Source organism: Thermoanaerobacter sp. CM-CNRG TB177, assembly GCF_018588165.1.
Taxonomy (GTDB): Bacteria; Bacillota; Thermoanaerobacteria; order Thermoanaerobacterales; family Thermoanaerobacteraceae; genus Thermoanaerobacter; species Thermoanaerobacter thermocopriae.
In genome coordinates this window covers 54,680-71,256 of the sequence record NZ_JAFCAC010000044.1, presented here as the reverse complement: position 1 = coordinate 71,256, position 16,577 = coordinate 54,680, and the positions used below count along the sequence as shown (strand labels likewise).

Genomic DNA, 16,577 nt, shown 5'->3' with positions numbered 1-16,577 from the left:
ATTTCACACCCTTATATCAATCTTTTGAAGTCCTGTTTCAAGAATTAAAAAATTCATGATTGCACTACGCGTCGAAGTTTTTTCCATTCTGTAATCAAGCTCTAAACTATACCCTGTAGCCTTTAAAGACTCAATTAAAATTTTTTCTTTGTCGTTTACCAATTTCAGTGTAGAGAGTCTATCTGAAATAAAAATAGCTTCGAACTTGTTTGAATAAACTCTTTTTACATAAACACCTATACATCCTAAGTTTTGAGTGTTAAGTCTAATCATGACTGAATTTGCTTTAAAATCTAATTCTTTTTTTCTATTCACAAAAAATTGAATTTCAAAAGAGTTATTATTTACATCTAATTTGAGATTAAATATATTCAAATAAAAGCTACCAAAGTCAAATTTTATATGACTCTTATCATTAAACCTCACAGTATCTAATATCTGAGCAATTTTGGACTTAGTTACTCTATTCTGCTGCAAAACCTTAAATAAAAGAAATACATCTTCTTTGGTTGGTTGTAATTCTTCTTTATAAAAATCAGCCAGCTTTTCTATAAATTTATGAATCTGTACCTTTTCTTTGAAGAACTCTTCTTTTGTAAGAGGCTTTTTGGCAAGAATTAAGCTCAAAATTGCTAAAACGTCTTCTTCATCCTTTGGTCGGATTGAGGTGTTCGAAAGGATATTTAATATGAAACTGTTGAAATCCTCCTTTAATATCCTCTCTTTGGGAATTATGAAAAGTCCTTTTTCTTGGTTGAAAATAAACAAAAAATCATTGCTTTTGAGACTCATGATGTCCTTACTTGCAAATTCTCCTTTTTGCGGCAAATCTAGTAGCTCACCATCTATTTCAAAAAAGGTATCTCCAACCTTTATAAGAAAAGTTTCCCCGTCTGTTTCTAATGTCCCTATAAAAGCTCCTACTCCTTTTACAAATTTCAAAAGAGGTTGCGGAATTTTTTTTGCTTCTATAAAAGTCACATACTGTTCCTTTTCTGCTTCAACTATATTAGTTGATAGGTTTAGATTGTTGCTTCTAGTTTTCGATAATAATAATTTAACGGGATTTTTGTGAAGGAGAATATCTCTGGTATTGAAGTTTGTTATAACAGCATTTTTATTTAGAAAAAAATGGGCAACTTTAAAAATTATTTTACCATCTTGATATTTAGGTTGAGTTAGCAAAACCTTGTCGCCCTGTTTAAAAGAAAAAGAAGAATTGTTTGTTGCAAACATTATTTTAGAACCCATTTTAAGCATCAAATTCTTCCCATCTATTTTTACAACTTCACAAATGACATCCTCTGTACTATTTGTTAAATCAAGTATCTCTGTTACAGGATTTTGTTTTTGGTAAAACACTATAAAATTATTATCAATTCCAGTCATCTTCCTCACCCAAAATTTTCTAAAAAAGAAATGATCCCTGTCGCAGCGTTCAAAAAGCGGACTGTCCTAAGCTTACAAAAAATTCTCGTAAATTTTTAGTCTGTAAGATTACGCAGTAGATAAAAGCATCAATTATCTTCGTATCAAATCTTTTGCCCTTTTCTCTACATTATAAATTACTCTTTCCACATCTACGGTTTTTATTTCCCTATTTTCCATTATTATTTTACCATTTATTATTACTGTATCCACATCTGATGCTTGAGCAGTATAAGCTAAAGCAGAAATTAAACTGTTGTGTGGATAAAAATGGGGTTTGTCAATGTCAATAATCACTATATCCGCTTTTTTTCCTACTTTGATGGAACCTATCTCTTTATCCCACAATAAAGCCTTAGCTCCATTTATAGTCGCCATTTTTAAAGCTTCTAAAGCCGGTACAGCAAGTGCATCGTAATTTAAAGCTTTATTGATGGTCGCAGCAAAATGAATCTCTTCAAACATGTTTAGGTTATTGTTACTGGCTGGACCATCTGTTCCCAAAGCTACGTTTATTCCCTTTTTTAGCATTTGATTCACAGGAGCAAAACCGCTGGCTAACTTGGCATTACTGGTAGGATTGTAAACTGGTGATACCTTCATTTCCTTTAATATTTCAATGTCTTCATCGCTTACATGAACGCAATGAGCCGCTACAGTTGGAACGTCAAATACTCCTATATCTTTTAAATGCTTCACAGGAGATTTTCCATACTTTTGGAAACTCTCTTTTACTTCTTGACTTGTTTCTGCCACATGAATATTAACTCCTGTATTTAACTCCTTAGCTAATTCTACTATTTCTTTCAAATAGGAGGGGCTACAAGTATAAGGTGCATGTGGGCCCACCATTACTTTGATTCTTCCTTCTGCTTTGTTATGCCAGGTATTATAAAGTTCTCTCGTATCTCTTAACTTTTCTTTATTTGCTTTAACATCACTCTCTTCTATAATACCCCTTGTCAACACTCCTCTTATTCCTACTTCTTCTGTTGCCTTAGCTACTTCTTCCATAAAAAAATACATATCACAAAAAGTAGTAGAGCCAGAATAAATCATCTCTATCATACTCAACAAAGATCCCCAATAAATATCTTCTGCTGAAAGCCTAGATTCAACGGGCCAGATATGTTTATTTAGCCAATCAAATAAGGGTACATCATCAGCATAATTTCTGAGCAAAGACATTCCCAAATGAGTATGAGCATTTATAAGACCTGGCATTGCGATTTTTTTTGTACCATCTATAACCCTGTCAACTTTCATATCCGGATTGATTTCTCCTATGTAAGTTATTGTGTCTCCTTTAATATAAATGTTAGTACTTTCTATAATAGTTTGTTCTCCTTCCATAGGTAGCAAAGCTATGTTTTTAATAAGTAAATTCATAATACACCTCCTAACAATATATTTAAAAAGGGGAAAAATCCCCTTTTTAAACTTGTGGTTGGTGTTCAATATGTGAAGCACATCTTGCGCAAATGGTTGGGTGTTCTTTTATAGTTCCTACTGTATCACTGTACATCCAGCAGCGTTCGCATTTTTCACCTGGTGCATGGGTTACTATAATTTTTAAATCATAATCCTCGCTTTTATAAGCATCTTGAGGAACAGTTTCTTCTGGTTGATGAAGTACCACTTTTGAAACTATGAACACATATTCGAGGTCATTAAATCTTTTAAAGAATTCATAAAGTTCTTGAGATGGATATATATCCACTTGTGCTTCTAAAGAATGACCTATCTTCTTGTCACTTCTCGCTATTTCAAGAGCTTTAGAAATATCTTTTCTTATGTCAAAAAGCTTTTCCCACTTTTCTATTATATAAGGATTATTGTATTTTTCTTGGACCTCTGGCCAATCAGCTAACTGAACACTTTCAAAATTATTTTGACTGTCGTGCTTCATATATGACCATATTTCTTCTGAAGTAAATGTAAGCACTGGTGCTATCAACCTTACAAGAGTGTCTAAAATAATGTAAAGTGTCGTTTGAGCCGCTCTTCTCTCTTTAGAAGCAGCAGGATAAGTGTACAATCTGTCTTTTAAAATGTCCAAGTAGAGGCTACTCATATCTACTACACAGAATGTATGAACCAGATGGAGAAAATCGTAATATTCATATTTATCAAAAGCCTCTGTAAGCTCTTCAACTACTCTGTTAAGCCTGTATAAAGCCCATTTATCTATTTCTAAGAGTTCTTCGTAAGGGAGCATATCCTTATCAGGGTCAAAGTCATAAAGATTGCTTAACAAAAACTTGCTGGTATTACGTATTTTTCTGTAAGCTTCTGTCATCTGTTTTAAAATTTCTTTTGAAATCCTCATATCTGAAGTAAAATCAGCAGAAACAGTCCAAAGCCTCAAAATATCTGCTCCATATTCTTTTATAACATCAGCCGGGTCAACACCATTTCCTAAAGACTTTGACATTTTTCTTCCTTCACCATCTACGACAAACCCATGGGTCAATACGTTTTTGTAGGGTGCTTTGCCACGCGTTGCCACAGATGTCAAGAGGGAAGACTGGAACCATCCTCTGTGTTGGTCTGAACCTTCTAAATAAAGCTCTGCAGGCCACTTTAGGTCAGGATGAGTTTGCAGCACAGCTGCATGGCTGGAACCTGAATCAAACCACACATCCATTATATCTGTCTCTTTTCTAAACCTTATAGAACCGCATTCACAAGTAATCCCTTTTGGTAATATCTCCTCAGCTGACATTTCAAACCATGCATCTGAACCCTTTTGCCTGAAGATCTCTTTAACTGCATTTATTGTATCATCATTTATAAGAGGTTTTCCACAGTTTTCACAGTAGAATATAGGAATTGGCACCCCCCACACCCTTTGCCTTGAAATACACCAGTCTCGTCTATCCTTTACCATGTTAGTTATGCGCTCTTCGCCCCAAGAAGGATACCAATTCACTTCTTTAATAGATTTTAGTGCTTCTTTTCTGAATCCTTCTACAGAAGCAAACCATTGTTCTGTTGCTCTAAATATTATTGGACTTTTACATCTCCAGCAATGAGGATATGAGTGAGTAATATGGCTTTCTGCTACCAATGCATTAGCTTTTTTCAAGTCTTCTTTTATAACCTTGTTAGCCTCTTCATAATACAGACCAGCATATCCTGGCGCTTTATCTGTAAAATATCCTTTGTCATCTATTGGATTTAAAACCTCAAGACCATACTCTTGCCCAACTAAAAAGTCTTCTTCCCCATGGCCGGGAGCAGTGTGAACACAGCCAGTACCCGCTTCTAAAGTCACATGCTCACCCAAGATTATTAAAGAATCTCTGTCATATAAAGGATGGATAGCCTTCATGCCCTCTAAATCTTTTCCTTTAAATAAAGCAACTATCTCATAATCTCCCAAGTGAGCTTCCTTTTTAACAGTATCTAACATATCTTTTGCCATTATATATACTTCGTCTCCAAACTTTGCAAGCGCATAATCAAACTCTGGATTTAAAGCAATAGCAAGATTGGCAGGAATAGTCCAAGTAGTTGTAGTCCATATTACAAAATAAACATTATTTAAGTCATCAACAATTCCTTTAAATTTTCCTAAATCATCTTTAACTCTAAATTTTACATATATAGAATCAGACGTCTCATCAAAATATTCAATTTCCGCTTCTGCCAAAGCAGTCTCACAGCTGGGACACCAATACACAGGCTTTAGCCCTTTATAGATATAACCTTTCTTAGCCATTTCCCCAAATACTTCTATCTGATTAGCTTCATATTCAGGGTTCAAAGTAAGATAAGGATTATCCCAATCTCCCCTTACTCCCAATCTTTTGAATTGAGCTTTTTGTTTTTCAATCTGTGAAAAGGCAAAATCCCTACACACTTTTCTAAATTCTGTAGGACTTACTTCATGCCTTTTAATACCCAAAGTCTTTATAGCTTGTTGTTCAATAGGAAGACCGTGTGTGTCCCATCCTGGTACATAAGGAGCGTAATAGCCTCTCATCGTTTTGTATTTCACTATAATGTCTTTTAACACTTTATTCATGGCAGTCCCAATGTGTATATCTCCATTAGCATAAGGTGGCCCATCGTGTAAAATATATTTTTCCTTACCTTTATTTTTTTCCAATGTTTTATGATAAATATCCATTTCTTCCCATTTTTTTAATATCTCTGGCTCTCGTGTTGGCAAATTAGCCTTCATAGGAAAATCTGTCCTCGGCAAATTAAGTGTCCTGTTGTAATCCACCGACATTACCTCCTTTTAAATATTATCTTTCAAACTAAAAAACTTCTCGTCAGGGACGAGAAGTTCGCGGTACCACCCTACTTATTAAGACAAAGAAAAACTTTGCCTTAATCTCTCATTTAAGATAACGGGAAACCCGGCACAGCTTACTCCTATTTCAGCCTGCAGCTCCGAGGTGATTTTCAGTAGAAACAGACTTATTGGCTCGCACCTACCGCCAACTCTCTGGAAGTCGCTTCTACTTACTCGTCCTCATCACAGCTTTTAACAATATTTTTTACACAATTATATAATACCATAAGTGTTTCGTCAATAGTACATATGTCCCGGAAAAGCTCAAGCAAAATGTCAACTACTTAGCCTTACCTACTAAAATTTTACACGACCTAGGAGTATATAGACTCAAGAGGTAAGAGCAGATTTAACTTTTACACCAGGAAGACTTCCAAGTTTACCAGTAAGAGCCCCTATTTCATCCGTTGTACCATCAACTATTAAAGCGATAACCGATACTCCCCTATCTTTATAGGGTATACCCATTCTTCCTACAATAATGTGGCCGTACTCACTCAATATGTGATTTACCCTATCCGCCACATTTTCTCTATTTTGAATCAATATTCCAACAACCCCTAATCTATTCTGCATCCTTCTCCTCATCCTCATCTGGAATCAATTCTTTCTCATCTATTGAAAGTATTGATTCCAACTGGGCTTCTAAAAGAGATTTAAATTTCGCTTTAAAAACATTTAATTGCTTGCGATATCTTTCTAACTCCATTCTTATTCTTACAACTTCTTGATTTGCCTTCTCTAATATTTTTTCTGCATTTTGTTGTGCATTTTGTATGATAAGTTGTGCTTCTTTTTCTGCATTTCTTTTCAATTCCTCTGCAGTATTTTGAGCAACAATCAAAGTATTGTTTAAAGTGTTCTCCATATTTATGTAACTTTGAAGTTTTTCATTCATTATATTAATTCTATCTTTTAACTCCGCATTTTCTTTGTATAACATTTCATAGTCTTCCATAATTTTATCCAAAAACTCGTCCACTTCCTCTTCATTATAACCCCTAAAAGACCGCTTAAATTCTTTATTATGTATATCCATAGGCGTCAGCATAATATTACCTCCTTTTCTTTTGTAACATTATATAAACCTTAGAATATGTACAGAAACGCGACCTTTTTTTGTATTACCTCTCACTTCTTCTAATCTAATTCTTCCAAAACCACGTAAAGAAATTACATCTCCCTCTTTTACTTCTGAAGAAGGGTCTTCTGTATACTCCCAATTTATTTGAAGAAGACCGGACTTTATAAGTTCTGAAGCCTTCGTCCTTGATATACCAAAACCTGCAGCTGCCACACTGTCAACCCGTAGTGAGGCTACGGTAGAAAAAATGTCCTTATATTTTATTTCAGGTTCTATCACATCTTTCAAGTCAATTGAATTAACTCTTACCTTCTCTTTCCCGACTTTAAAAAGGTTCATAAGTACATAACTTTCCACATCTTTATGTAACAATATGTCACATTTATCCTCTTTTACAATTATATCGCCTATTTTTTGTCTTTTTATCCCTAACCCTAAAAGTGAACCCAACACATCTCTATGAGATAGCTTAGAAAAATTGCCTTCAATTCTTACAGCGCAAATAGGGGTATCTTCCGGCTGTAAAAAATCGGGGTAAATAATTGCTATCTTTCTTTCTGCTAAAGGATATCCTCCATCTAGATTATAGTTTATATCTTGCTGTCGATACTTTAATATAGTTTTTTCAAAAATTTTTTGTTCAGAGAGGCTTAAAAAGTCTGTATATTTTACTCTTTTAGATTTTAAAACGCCTTTAATTATGTCTTCAAATCGGGATACAGTAAATTCCTTGTCCATCATATATACCTCATCAGTAATAATACTAATTTAAAAACTAAAGGACGAACTAAATACTGAATCACCAAAATCGCCAAAACTGGCGAAAAATCTATCATTAAATTTCTTCCAATAGAAGACCTAAATTGTAATGCCCTAAAAGGCTCAAGTATTGGTTCTGTCGTTACGATCACAAAGCGAGAAAGTGGATTTGACATATTCTCCATTCGTAGCAAAGATAAAATAACCCTTATCAATATAAGCCAATTTATAACTTCAAAAAAATAATCTAATGCTGTTAAAATTGCAAAATTTACAGGCAAAATCATTTCCTCCTTATCAATTTAGATTGTATAAAGAATTTACTTCATCTTTTATATCCCCTGTAATATCAAAATTCTCAGGCGCAACTAAAAATATATAGCCAGATATCTTCTTTATCTCTCCATTAAGAGCATAGGCTGCACCGCTTAAAAAATCCACTACTCTTTGAGCTTCATTTTTGTCCATCTTTTGTAAATCTACAATCACCGGTTTTTTATTTTTCAATTCATTACATATATTCATCACTTGTTCAAACTTTTCTGGCTTTAAAATCAAAACTTTTACTTGGGGCTGTGTATGAATATTGACAATTTTAGGCTTTCTATCGTAAGGTATGACAGGTTGTAAAGAGTCTACTTCTTCTTTCTCTTCTTCTGGCTCATCGATACCAAAGAAACTCATTAATTTATCAATCATTTTTGAAGACATTAATTATCCCTCCACATTATATTGTCTTTGCCCAAAAATAGAAGTGCCAATTCTAACAATATTCGCCCCTTCTTCAACTGCTACCCAATAGTCATTGGACATACCCATTGACAAAAATTCTACTTGTACATTATGTTGCTTAATTTCTTTTAGCTCTTCAAATAATTCTTTCATCTTTCTAAAATAGGGCCTTACCTCTTCTGGTGGAAGGTAAGGAGCTATTGCCATAAGCCCTCTAATTCTCATATTATCATATTTTTCCATTTCTTTAACAAAATTATGCATTTCTTCAGGAGGAATTCCGTATTTACTTTCCTCTCCACCAATATTGATTTCCACCAAACAATCTATTATGAGACTCTTTTGTTTAGCCCTTTTGTCTATTTCTTCTGCCAGTTTAATACTATCTAAAGAATGTATCAACTTAACTTTGTCAATAATGTATTTCACTTTGTTTGTCTGTAAATGTCCTATAAAGTGAAATTTTACCTCATTTTTTAAATAAGGATATTTTTCATTTAACTCTTGAACCTTATTCTCACCTATGTCAGTTATGCCACAAGCAATAGCCTCTTTTATAGTCTCTACACCGAAAGTTTTAGTAGCTGCCACAATTAATATTTCCTCTGGATTTCTGTTTACCCTTAACGCATGCTCTTTTATGTTTTCCTTTATTTTTCTTATATTTTCACATATAGTCGTATTTATCCCCCCTTATTTGCTCAAGTAATCCTCTCCATTTACCGCTATTTCGTCATATATTTTTAATCCAGATGTTTTATCAACGCTTTCTACAATTGCATATTTGCCATCTGTAGCCTTTATTACTACTTCTTTAAAAGTAGGAACTTTGCCATTTTTTATTACAAAAACTCCTTCTTTTCCTTCTTTTTGCACAATAGAAGAAAGAGGTATTTTAAGTCCATTGAACTCTTTAACTTTAACTTTTACATTTATTTTAGAAGTTTTATAAAAGTTGGGATATTCATCTATCTTCTCAATTATTCCTATATATAATTTATCGTCACCTTTGTAGGTTTTTATAACTTTTCCCCGCAATTCACCACTATAATTATCAATCAAAATTTTCACATTACTACCTTCTTTTAATAAGTCCTGTTGTTTTTCATTTAAAACCAACGCTAAATACCACTCCAAATTATCCACTATTTTTACAAAAGGGTAATCTCCTTTTACTTCTGTACTAATTTCTTTGGATTGAAAGTTTAAATTTTCAAGTTGTGTCGGATTTAAATTGAACATATTTCTTTCATTTAGAATACTTTCACTGCCATCAAAATAGTAACTTACAATTCCTGACTCTGGTGAATTTATAGTAATCGCATTTTTTTCTACATACTTTTCTAAATACTCTTTTTGCTCTTTTAAGTTTTCAATTCTTTGAAGTATTATTGGCCCTTTACTTAAAATTTCTTCTTTTTTGGCTTTTAAGTCTTCAATCCTTTTTTGTATTTTATCTGCATCAGGGCTATTTTGCTGTATCGCATTTTGATAATTTTGCTCTTCTGTCTTTATCATGTTGTCTAATTTTTGAATATCTGAATAAAAAGGTATATTAGTATCCTGATTTTTTAGTTCTCTGTCTATCTCTTCTAATTGATGTAGTTTTTCTTCATCAAAATCGGCAGAATAAACTTGCACAATAGGAGTACCTTTCGGAATTTTTTCTCCACTTTGTACAAGTTTTTTTATTTTGCCATCGAAAGGAGCATTTATCAACATTTCATTCTTTATAACATATCCTTGGGCATTAAAGGCTATTAAAATACTTCCATAAGTCACTACTGTAGTTTTATTTTTGTTTGCAAAAGTCGTTATTCCTACTTTACTTATGTAAACTATCACCAATAATATAACTACAATTTTAGCTAATTTTTTCACATCTCTCACCTATCAATATATTCTATATAAATGCCGATTTTCCTTCTACAAATTTATGCATATATTCATTTTATCACAGTTTTCGATATTTTTATAGACAAAATAAGGAGATGGTGAATTGCCCATCCCCTTATTTTTTATTCTACCGGTTCTAATCTCGCAGTAAAATGCCTCAATATTGGCGGCTCATAAGTAAATCTATAAGAGAAATTTTAGGTAAAACAGTATAATTGTAACTAGAGGGATAAATAAATTTGTACGCCTTACAATTCCAAGGAGAGTTTACGAGAAAAATTTATTTATGAGCAACGACTTCTATTTCTATAAGAGCACCCTTAGGAAGACTTTTTACTTCAACTAAAGAACGGGCAGGTGGATTGTCTTTAAAATACCTTCCATAAATTTCGTTAATTTTAGCAAAATCCCCCATGTTAGTGACAAATACAGTTGCCTTTATAACATTGTTAAGGTCCATCCCCGCAGCTTTTAAAATCGCTTTTATGTTCTCTAAAACCCTTTCCGTCTGCGCTTCGATACCTCCTTCTACAAGTTCTCCTGTAGCAGGATCAATTGCTATTTGCCCTGATGTGTACAAAAAGCCGTCTATCATTACAGCTTGCGAATATGGTCCAATAGCTCTAGGGGCGGTATCGGTGTTTATTATGGTTTTCATTTATTTTCATCCTTTCAGTAAAAGTGTTATACAATATGTAAAATCTGAATACACGAAATATTATATCATTAATATTTATGGCTTATCAATATTTTTTTAATGATTATAAAATTTTTTGCACTCCTTTGTTGTCAAAAATTTTAATATTAAACCCCATACTTAGCCCTACTTCCCCTCTCTGCACTTCCCAAAAAATACATTGAAAAAGGAGAGGTGAGAATTCCGCCTCTCCTTTTTTTATTTTTTTAAATTAAAGTAGGAACAACGACAAAGCGAGAACTGTGATAATTGTTACAATTCCCATTATTAGAGTTGCAACAGTTTGAGTCTTGTATGCAGTTTTAACATCTATTCCACCAAATTGAGAAACAACCCAAAAATAACTATCGTTTGCATGGCTAACGGTCATAGCACCTGCACCTATTGCCGCAACCACAAGGGCCTTTGCAATATCTGAAGTAAATCCTAAAGATGGTAGTAGCGGAAGCATTAATGCTGATGTTGTTATAATGGAAATGGTCGAAGAACCTTGTGCAGTTTTAATTGCTGCTGCAATAATGAATGGCAAAAACATACCAAGATTTAATCCCGACAAAGTTTGTCCGAGATAATCACCTACTCCTATTTCTTTAATTACATTACCTAATGAACCACCTGCTCCAGTTATAATTAATATTGTTGCTGAATCCTTTATTGCTTCGACAATCCAGGAATTTAATGTTTCAGAACTTAAATTTGGTAAAAGCAAAAATGCAAAGAACATACCTATTAAAAGTGCATTTACAGGTGTTCCTAAAAATACAAATAGTTTATAAAAAAAGCCCTCTCCAAATGGTTCACCTGGGAACTTTGCGATTGAGCCAAGTGCCATTAAAATTATGGGAACAACAATTGGGGCAAATGATTTCCAAGCATCTGGAAGTTTGCCGTATTTTTTTAAAACTTCCTCATAGCTTATGCTTTCATCAATATTAGCTTGATATTTTGAAGCAACTTTATTAGCAAATATATTACCTGCTATCATTGCTGGTATCGCTACCAAAAGTCCTATTAAAATAACCAATAAAAGATTATTAAGTTTAAGATTGGAAGCAGCCGCAATTGGACCTGGAGTCGGTGGAACTAAAACGTGTGTTGCATAAAGTCCTGTTGAAAGTGCTACAGACATTGCAACAAGAGATGTTTTCGTTTTCTTTGCTAAAGCTTTGTTCAATGAAGAAAGAATTATAAATCCACTATCACAGAAAACAGGTATAGAAACAATGCAACCTATGATACTCATTGCTATTGTAGGTCGCTTTTCTCCTACAAACTTAATAATTGTTTCAGCCATTTTGATTGCAGCACCTGATTTTTCAAGAATGGTTCCTATGATAACACCAGCTATTATTACTATTCCTATGCTTGTGAGTGTGTTACCAAAGCCTTGAGAAATTATCCCTGCAATTTTATCAGATGGCATAAATGCTGCAAAAGCTAAAAAATATGATGCGAAAATAAGGGCTAAGAATGGATGAAGTTTAAATTTTGCTGTTGCAATTACGATAAAAAGTATAGTCAAGAATAGAATAAAAACTAAATATGGACCTGACATTAAAAACCCTCCTTTATTTTTTTAAGCCTTTATGGCTTTGATTAACCTAAAAATTCTCTCAGCAGATTTTTCTAATAATGTTGGTGCGTTTTTTATGGCATCTTCAAGAAACATTGGTTTTTCCATAGTTGAAAAAACGCTGCTAACTCCAATCTCATAAAGTTTTTCTATATCTTCAACCGTTCCTGCTATTACAATAAGCGGTTTATTATGCTTTTTGCACAATTTAGCTATTCCTGAAATTGTTTTCCCAAACGCTGTTTGAAAATCTATTTTTCCCTCACCGGAAATTACTATATCAGCTTCTTTTATTTTTTCTTCAAGTTTTAATGTTTCAGTTATTATTTCTATACCACTTTTTAACTGCGCATTTAAAAATGCCATAAGTCCTGCGCCTAAGCCGCCTGCAGCACCTGAACCTGGAACATCTATTATTTTTTTATTAAAATACTTTTCTAAAAGTTTACCATAATGTTCAAGGTTTTTATCTAAAACTTCTACCATCTCCTTTGTAGCGCCCTTTTGGGGACCGTAAACTCTTGACGCACCATTTTCTCCAATTAAAGGATTTGCTACATCGCAGGCTACAATAAACCTACATTCTTTTAATCTATCATCAAGATTTGAAGTATCTATTGAATAAATTTTTGAAAGTGCGCCTCCTCCAAGACCTATTTCTCTACCATCTTTATCATAAAATTTAACTCCTAACGCTGTTGCCATGCCAGCACCACCATCGTTTGTTGCGCTTCCACCTATTGCTATAATGAATTTTCTGCAGCCTCTATCTAAAGCATCTTTTATAAGCTGACCGGTTCCGTATGTTGTTGTGATCATGGGGTTTCTCTCATAATCCTTCAAAAGATAAAGTCCTGAGGCAGCAGCCATTTCTATAACTGCTGTTTTGCCATCACCTAATATTCCATAAAAGCTTTCAATATCTCTAAATAAAGGATCTTTTACATTTGTTTTTATTATTTTTCCTCCAGTTGCATCAACTAATGATTCAACAGTCCCTTCGCCACCATCTGCCATAGGGACTTTCTCAATAACGGCTTTTGGGAAAACCTTTAAAATTCCTTTTTCTATGCTATCTGCAACCTTTAAAGCGGATAAACTTTCTTTGAATTTATCGGGAGCTATAAGAATCTTCACAACATCACCACCAAATATCATCACTACGATTTTAACTTTATCATAAAACTTGTTTATTTAAAATATTCAAAAAGAACAATAGTTTGTTATAATTTCTATATAATTTTTGTGCATAAATAATAAAACCCCTCATCACTCAAGGGGATAATTGATTAATCAATATTGATATATAAACTTTCATACAAACATAGGGATTTGTTATATCTACATTAAATTTTTCTTTTATCTTATTTAATCTATAGGTAAGAGTATTTCTGTGAATGAAAAGTTTTTTAGAAGCAAGATTTATATTCATCCCGCTTTCAAAATAAACTTTAATAGTGTTTATTATATCTTTGTTTTTCGAATTTAAAATATCTCTATATTCTTCAAAGAATACTTTGCTATTGTTAATGGATAAGCTATGAATCAATAGTTCTATTTTATAATCTTTAAAATCTAAAATATCTTTATCAATCTTTCTCCCAATATCTATTAATTTATTTGCAATTGTAAAAGAAGTATGATAGTTTTTTATATCTTTACAATCTGGACCTATTCCTATGATGCAGGAAAGATTAAATTTCTTTTTAACCCCTTCTTGAAGTTCTTTACAGAAAGGCATAGGGTTTTTAGAGCTCAGCATTATAACAAATCTATCTTCGTTAAAGTTAAAGACTATCTCATCGTGATTTAATTTACTTTTTATAAATTCTACAATGTTTTCCTTTAATTCTTGAATATCTATCTCTTTTAAGTTTTTGGATAAAATAAAATCATTAAAGCCTCTAATATCAGCAACAATTAAACTTCTCTGCTTTTTTATATCAAAGCCTATAAGTTTAGCTCTGCTTTCTAAAATTTTTTCTTCCTCATGCCCTATATTAGGATGATTGAGAATTTCTTTAATGAAACTTACCATTGCTCTTGAATGTAATGTTTCATATTTTTTATTCTCATATTCTTGGACCATAAGCTCAACTAATTCCTTAATTATTCTGCCAAAGCCAATTATTTCTTTTGGTTCACCCGTAATTCCAACAACACCTATTACTTCACCATTATAAAACAAAGGAATGTTTATCCCTTTTTTAGTTCCTTTGTAATATTCTATATTGCTATCATCTATAATAACATCAATCTTTCTCGAGGCTGCAATTTTTGCCCCTTCATGGAAAGAGCCTATCCTTGTAGAATCTCCTGATGCTATAATTACCCCTTTTGTATCCATAATGTTTATATTTTTGCCAAGAATATTCATAAGCCTATTTACAATCTTTTGATAATCCTCATGACTGAGCATAAGCATCCCTCTTAAAAATTAATTGACTATAGTGATACCCTCATTTACCTTCAAGTGAAATTAGCGCTGCTCCAAGTGCTCCAATAATCTGTGGTTCAAATGGAATTATAAGTTTTTCGCCGAGCCTGCTTTCGATGGCATAAACTACCCCCTGATTTTTGGCAACGCCACCTGTCATCATGTATTTCCCTTCTCTCCCTATTCTGTCGACCAGGGAAACTGCTTTTGAAGCAACGGCTTTATTGAGGGCATGTATTATATCCCTTTGATCCTTATTTTGGGCAATAAGAGATATTACTTCCGATTCTGCAAATACAGTGCACATACTGGTAATCGTGATATTTTCTTTTACTTCCTTATGGACTTTTGCCATTTCTTCTATTGAAATGCCTAACGTTCTCGCCATTACTTCAAGAAACCGGCCTGTCCCTGCTGAACATTTGTCATTCATCACAAAATCAATAACATTGCCGCTGTCATCTAACCTTATCACTTTGCTATCCTGTCCACCTATATCTATAACAGTTCTAATAGCATTGTCTATAAAAAATGCGCCTTTTCCGTGACAGGTAATTTCAGTTATAATTCTATCTGCAAAGGGAATGCTTACTCTTCCATACCCTGTTGCTACTATTGATGTAATATCCTTTTTTTGAAGGCCCGCACTGTTTAAAGCAATTTCAAAAGCTTTAAAAGCACTTTCTAGAGCTTTAGGACCTGTTGGAATAATAGAATATGATATTACGTTTTTGTTTTCGTCGATTATGACTACATTTGTAGAAGTAGAGCCACTATCCACTCCTACAAAATATCCTTTCTTGGCTTTCTGTTTTTCCATCTTTTTAATACCGGTTGATTCCAAAAAGGCATCTATTCTTGTTAAAATCTGTCCGCTATTTGAATCGTTATAGTCAGTTTCAATTTTTAAAAGTGGGAGGTCTGTTTTGCTTTTGAGCTCAGCATACTCATAGGAATAAAAATCACAGAACTTTATAGTATTGTATATTATCCCCTTCAATTCTTTATTGATTAACTTGCTTCGATCTTCTGCCATTCTCATACAGGGTGTTAAATTAAGAAGCGATTCCGCGTAGCTTTTTAATAAATTATCTTTTGCTTCGATATCGAATACTCTTTCTTCACCTGTGCAGGTAAAATTTATTACCTTTGCTGTACAAGAATTTGTGATTTTTTCTATAACATCATCTTTAAGCCTCGCACCTAATATAGCAATGCTTTCAGTGGATTTCTTTTCTTTATTAAAAGACTTGCTTTCTAGAATTTTTAGCAAACTTTCTTCAGCAAAATTCTTGTTTTTAAAGGCCTGATACGCTTCTATAAATTCAATTATTTCATTGTAAAAAAGATCTATTGCGAGAGGATCTTTTTTTCTGGGGAGGTCTAGAAGATGGATAAATTTTACTTTATCTTTTAACACATCATAAAGTCTTTTTATACTATCACAACAGGCAGTTAATACAACCTCTTCAATATTATTTTCAATTATATTTTCCAAAACCCCTTTTGCAAAGCTGCACATATTTGAATGAATCAGTGCTTCAGCACGCTGATGAGACTTATATCCTGGATCAAGTCTTACCGGTTTTTCTCCAAAAGCTTCTATTATTTCTACAGGCGTGTATTTGCAAATATACCCTATCAATTTTTCACCTCCAGAAGGAT

The 16,577-nt window shown here is 33.2% G+C and carries 15 protein-coding genes and 1 other annotated feature; all 15 genes read right to left on the bottom strand.

The features are described 5' to 3' along the window. Positions 1 to 3: 3 nt before the first annotated feature. A complete protein-coding gene (locus tag I4N53_RS03410) occupies positions 4 to 1,389 on the bottom strand; it encodes a hypothetical protein (RefSeq protein WP_214495581.1) in 1,386 nt (461 codons plus the stop codon). A gap of 132 nt (positions 1,390 to 1,521) precedes the next feature. Further along, a complete protein-coding gene (locus tag I4N53_RS03405) occupies positions 1,522 to 2,817 on the bottom strand; it encodes an amidohydrolase (protein ID WP_214495580.1) in 1,296 nt (431 codons plus the stop codon). 46 nt (positions 2,818 to 2,863) lie between these two features. Next, complete coding sequence (gene ileS / locus I4N53_RS03400; RefSeq protein ID WP_013150446.1) at positions 2,864 to 5,662, bottom strand: isoleucine--tRNA ligase; 2,799 nt, start codon at positions 5,660 to 5,662, stop codon at positions 2,864 to 2,866. Between the two features lie 48 nt (positions 5,663 to 5,710). Then, positions 5,711 to 5,930: a binding site (T-box leader), on the bottom strand. Between the two features lie 134 nt (positions 5,931 to 6,064). Next, positions 6,065 to 6,310 carry a TM1266 family iron-only hydrogenase system putative regulator gene (locus I4N53_RS03395; RefSeq protein ID WP_214495579.1) on the bottom strand — a complete coding sequence of 82 codons (246 nt, stop codon included), beginning with the start codon at positions 6,308 to 6,310 and terminating at the stop codon, positions 6,065 to 6,067. Then, positions 6,300 to 6,785, bottom strand: coding sequence for a DivIVA domain-containing protein (locus I4N53_RS03390; protein ID WP_003867669.1), 486 nt, complete (start codon positions 6,783 to 6,785; stop codon positions 6,300 to 6,302). Before I4N53_RS03390 ends, I4N53_RS03395 begins: the two co-directional genes overlap by 11 nt. A 27-nt stretch (positions 6,786 to 6,812) precedes the next feature. Then, positions 6,813 to 7,559 (bottom strand): RNA-binding protein, encoded by a 747-nt coding sequence (locus tag I4N53_RS03385; RefSeq protein WP_003867668.1) that lies wholly within the window; start codon positions 7,557 to 7,559, stop codon positions 6,813 to 6,815. Next, positions 7,556 to 7,858 (bottom strand): YggT family protein, encoded by a 303-nt coding sequence (locus I4N53_RS03380; RefSeq protein WP_003867667.1) that lies wholly within the window; start codon positions 7,856 to 7,858, stop codon positions 7,556 to 7,558. The genes I4N53_RS03385 and I4N53_RS03380 overlap by 4 nt, the downstream gene beginning before the upstream one ends. A 16-nt stretch (positions 7,859 to 7,874) precedes the next feature. After that, positions 7,875 to 8,288: a cell division protein SepF gene (locus I4N53_RS03375; protein ID WP_003867666.1), complete on the bottom strand. Its 414-nt coding sequence runs from the start codon at positions 8,286 to 8,288 to the stop codon at positions 7,875 to 7,877. 3 nt (positions 8,289 to 8,291) lie between these two features. Continuing rightward, on the bottom strand, positions 8,292 to 8,996 hold the full coding sequence (locus I4N53_RS03370) for a YggS family pyridoxal phosphate-dependent enzyme (protein WP_214495604.1): 705 nt from the start codon (positions 8,994 to 8,996) through the stop codon (positions 8,292 to 8,294). Between the two features lie 6 nt (positions 8,997 to 9,002). After that, positions 9,003 to 10,190, bottom strand: coding sequence for an HlyD family efflux transporter periplasmic adaptor subunit (locus tag I4N53_RS03365; protein WP_214495578.1), 1,188 nt, complete (start codon positions 10,188 to 10,190; stop codon positions 9,003 to 9,005). Between the two features lie 295 nt (positions 10,191 to 10,485). Next, entirely contained in the window at positions 10,486 to 10,863 is a 378-nt protein-coding gene (locus I4N53_RS03360) for a RidA family protein (protein WP_009052493.1), read from the bottom strand. A gap of 250 nt (positions 10,864 to 11,113) precedes the next feature. Beyond that, complete coding sequence (locus I4N53_RS03355) at positions 11,114 to 12,457, bottom strand: GntP family permease (RefSeq protein WP_214495577.1); 1,344 nt, start codon at positions 12,455 to 12,457, stop codon at positions 11,114 to 11,116. 21 nt (positions 12,458 to 12,478) lie between these two features. Next, the gene (locus tag I4N53_RS03350; RefSeq protein ID WP_214495576.1) at positions 12,479 to 13,612 is read right to left on the bottom strand and encodes a glycerate kinase; all 1,134 of its coding nucleotides are present in this window, start codon (positions 13,610 to 13,612) and stop codon (positions 12,479 to 12,481) included. Positions 13,613 to 13,748: 136 nt separating this feature from the next. Beyond that, positions 13,749 to 14,894 carry a sugar diacid recognition domain-containing protein gene (locus tag I4N53_RS03345; RefSeq protein ID WP_214495575.1) on the bottom strand — a complete coding sequence of 382 codons (1,146 nt, stop codon included), beginning with the start codon at positions 14,892 to 14,894 and terminating at the stop codon, positions 13,749 to 13,751. A gap of 40 nt (positions 14,895 to 14,934) precedes the next feature. Further along, complete coding sequence (locus I4N53_RS03340) at positions 14,935 to 16,557, bottom strand: acyl-CoA dehydratase activase (RefSeq protein WP_214495574.1); 1,623 nt, start codon at positions 16,555 to 16,557, stop codon at positions 14,935 to 14,937. Between the last annotated feature and the right edge of the window lie 20 nt (positions 16,558 to 16,577).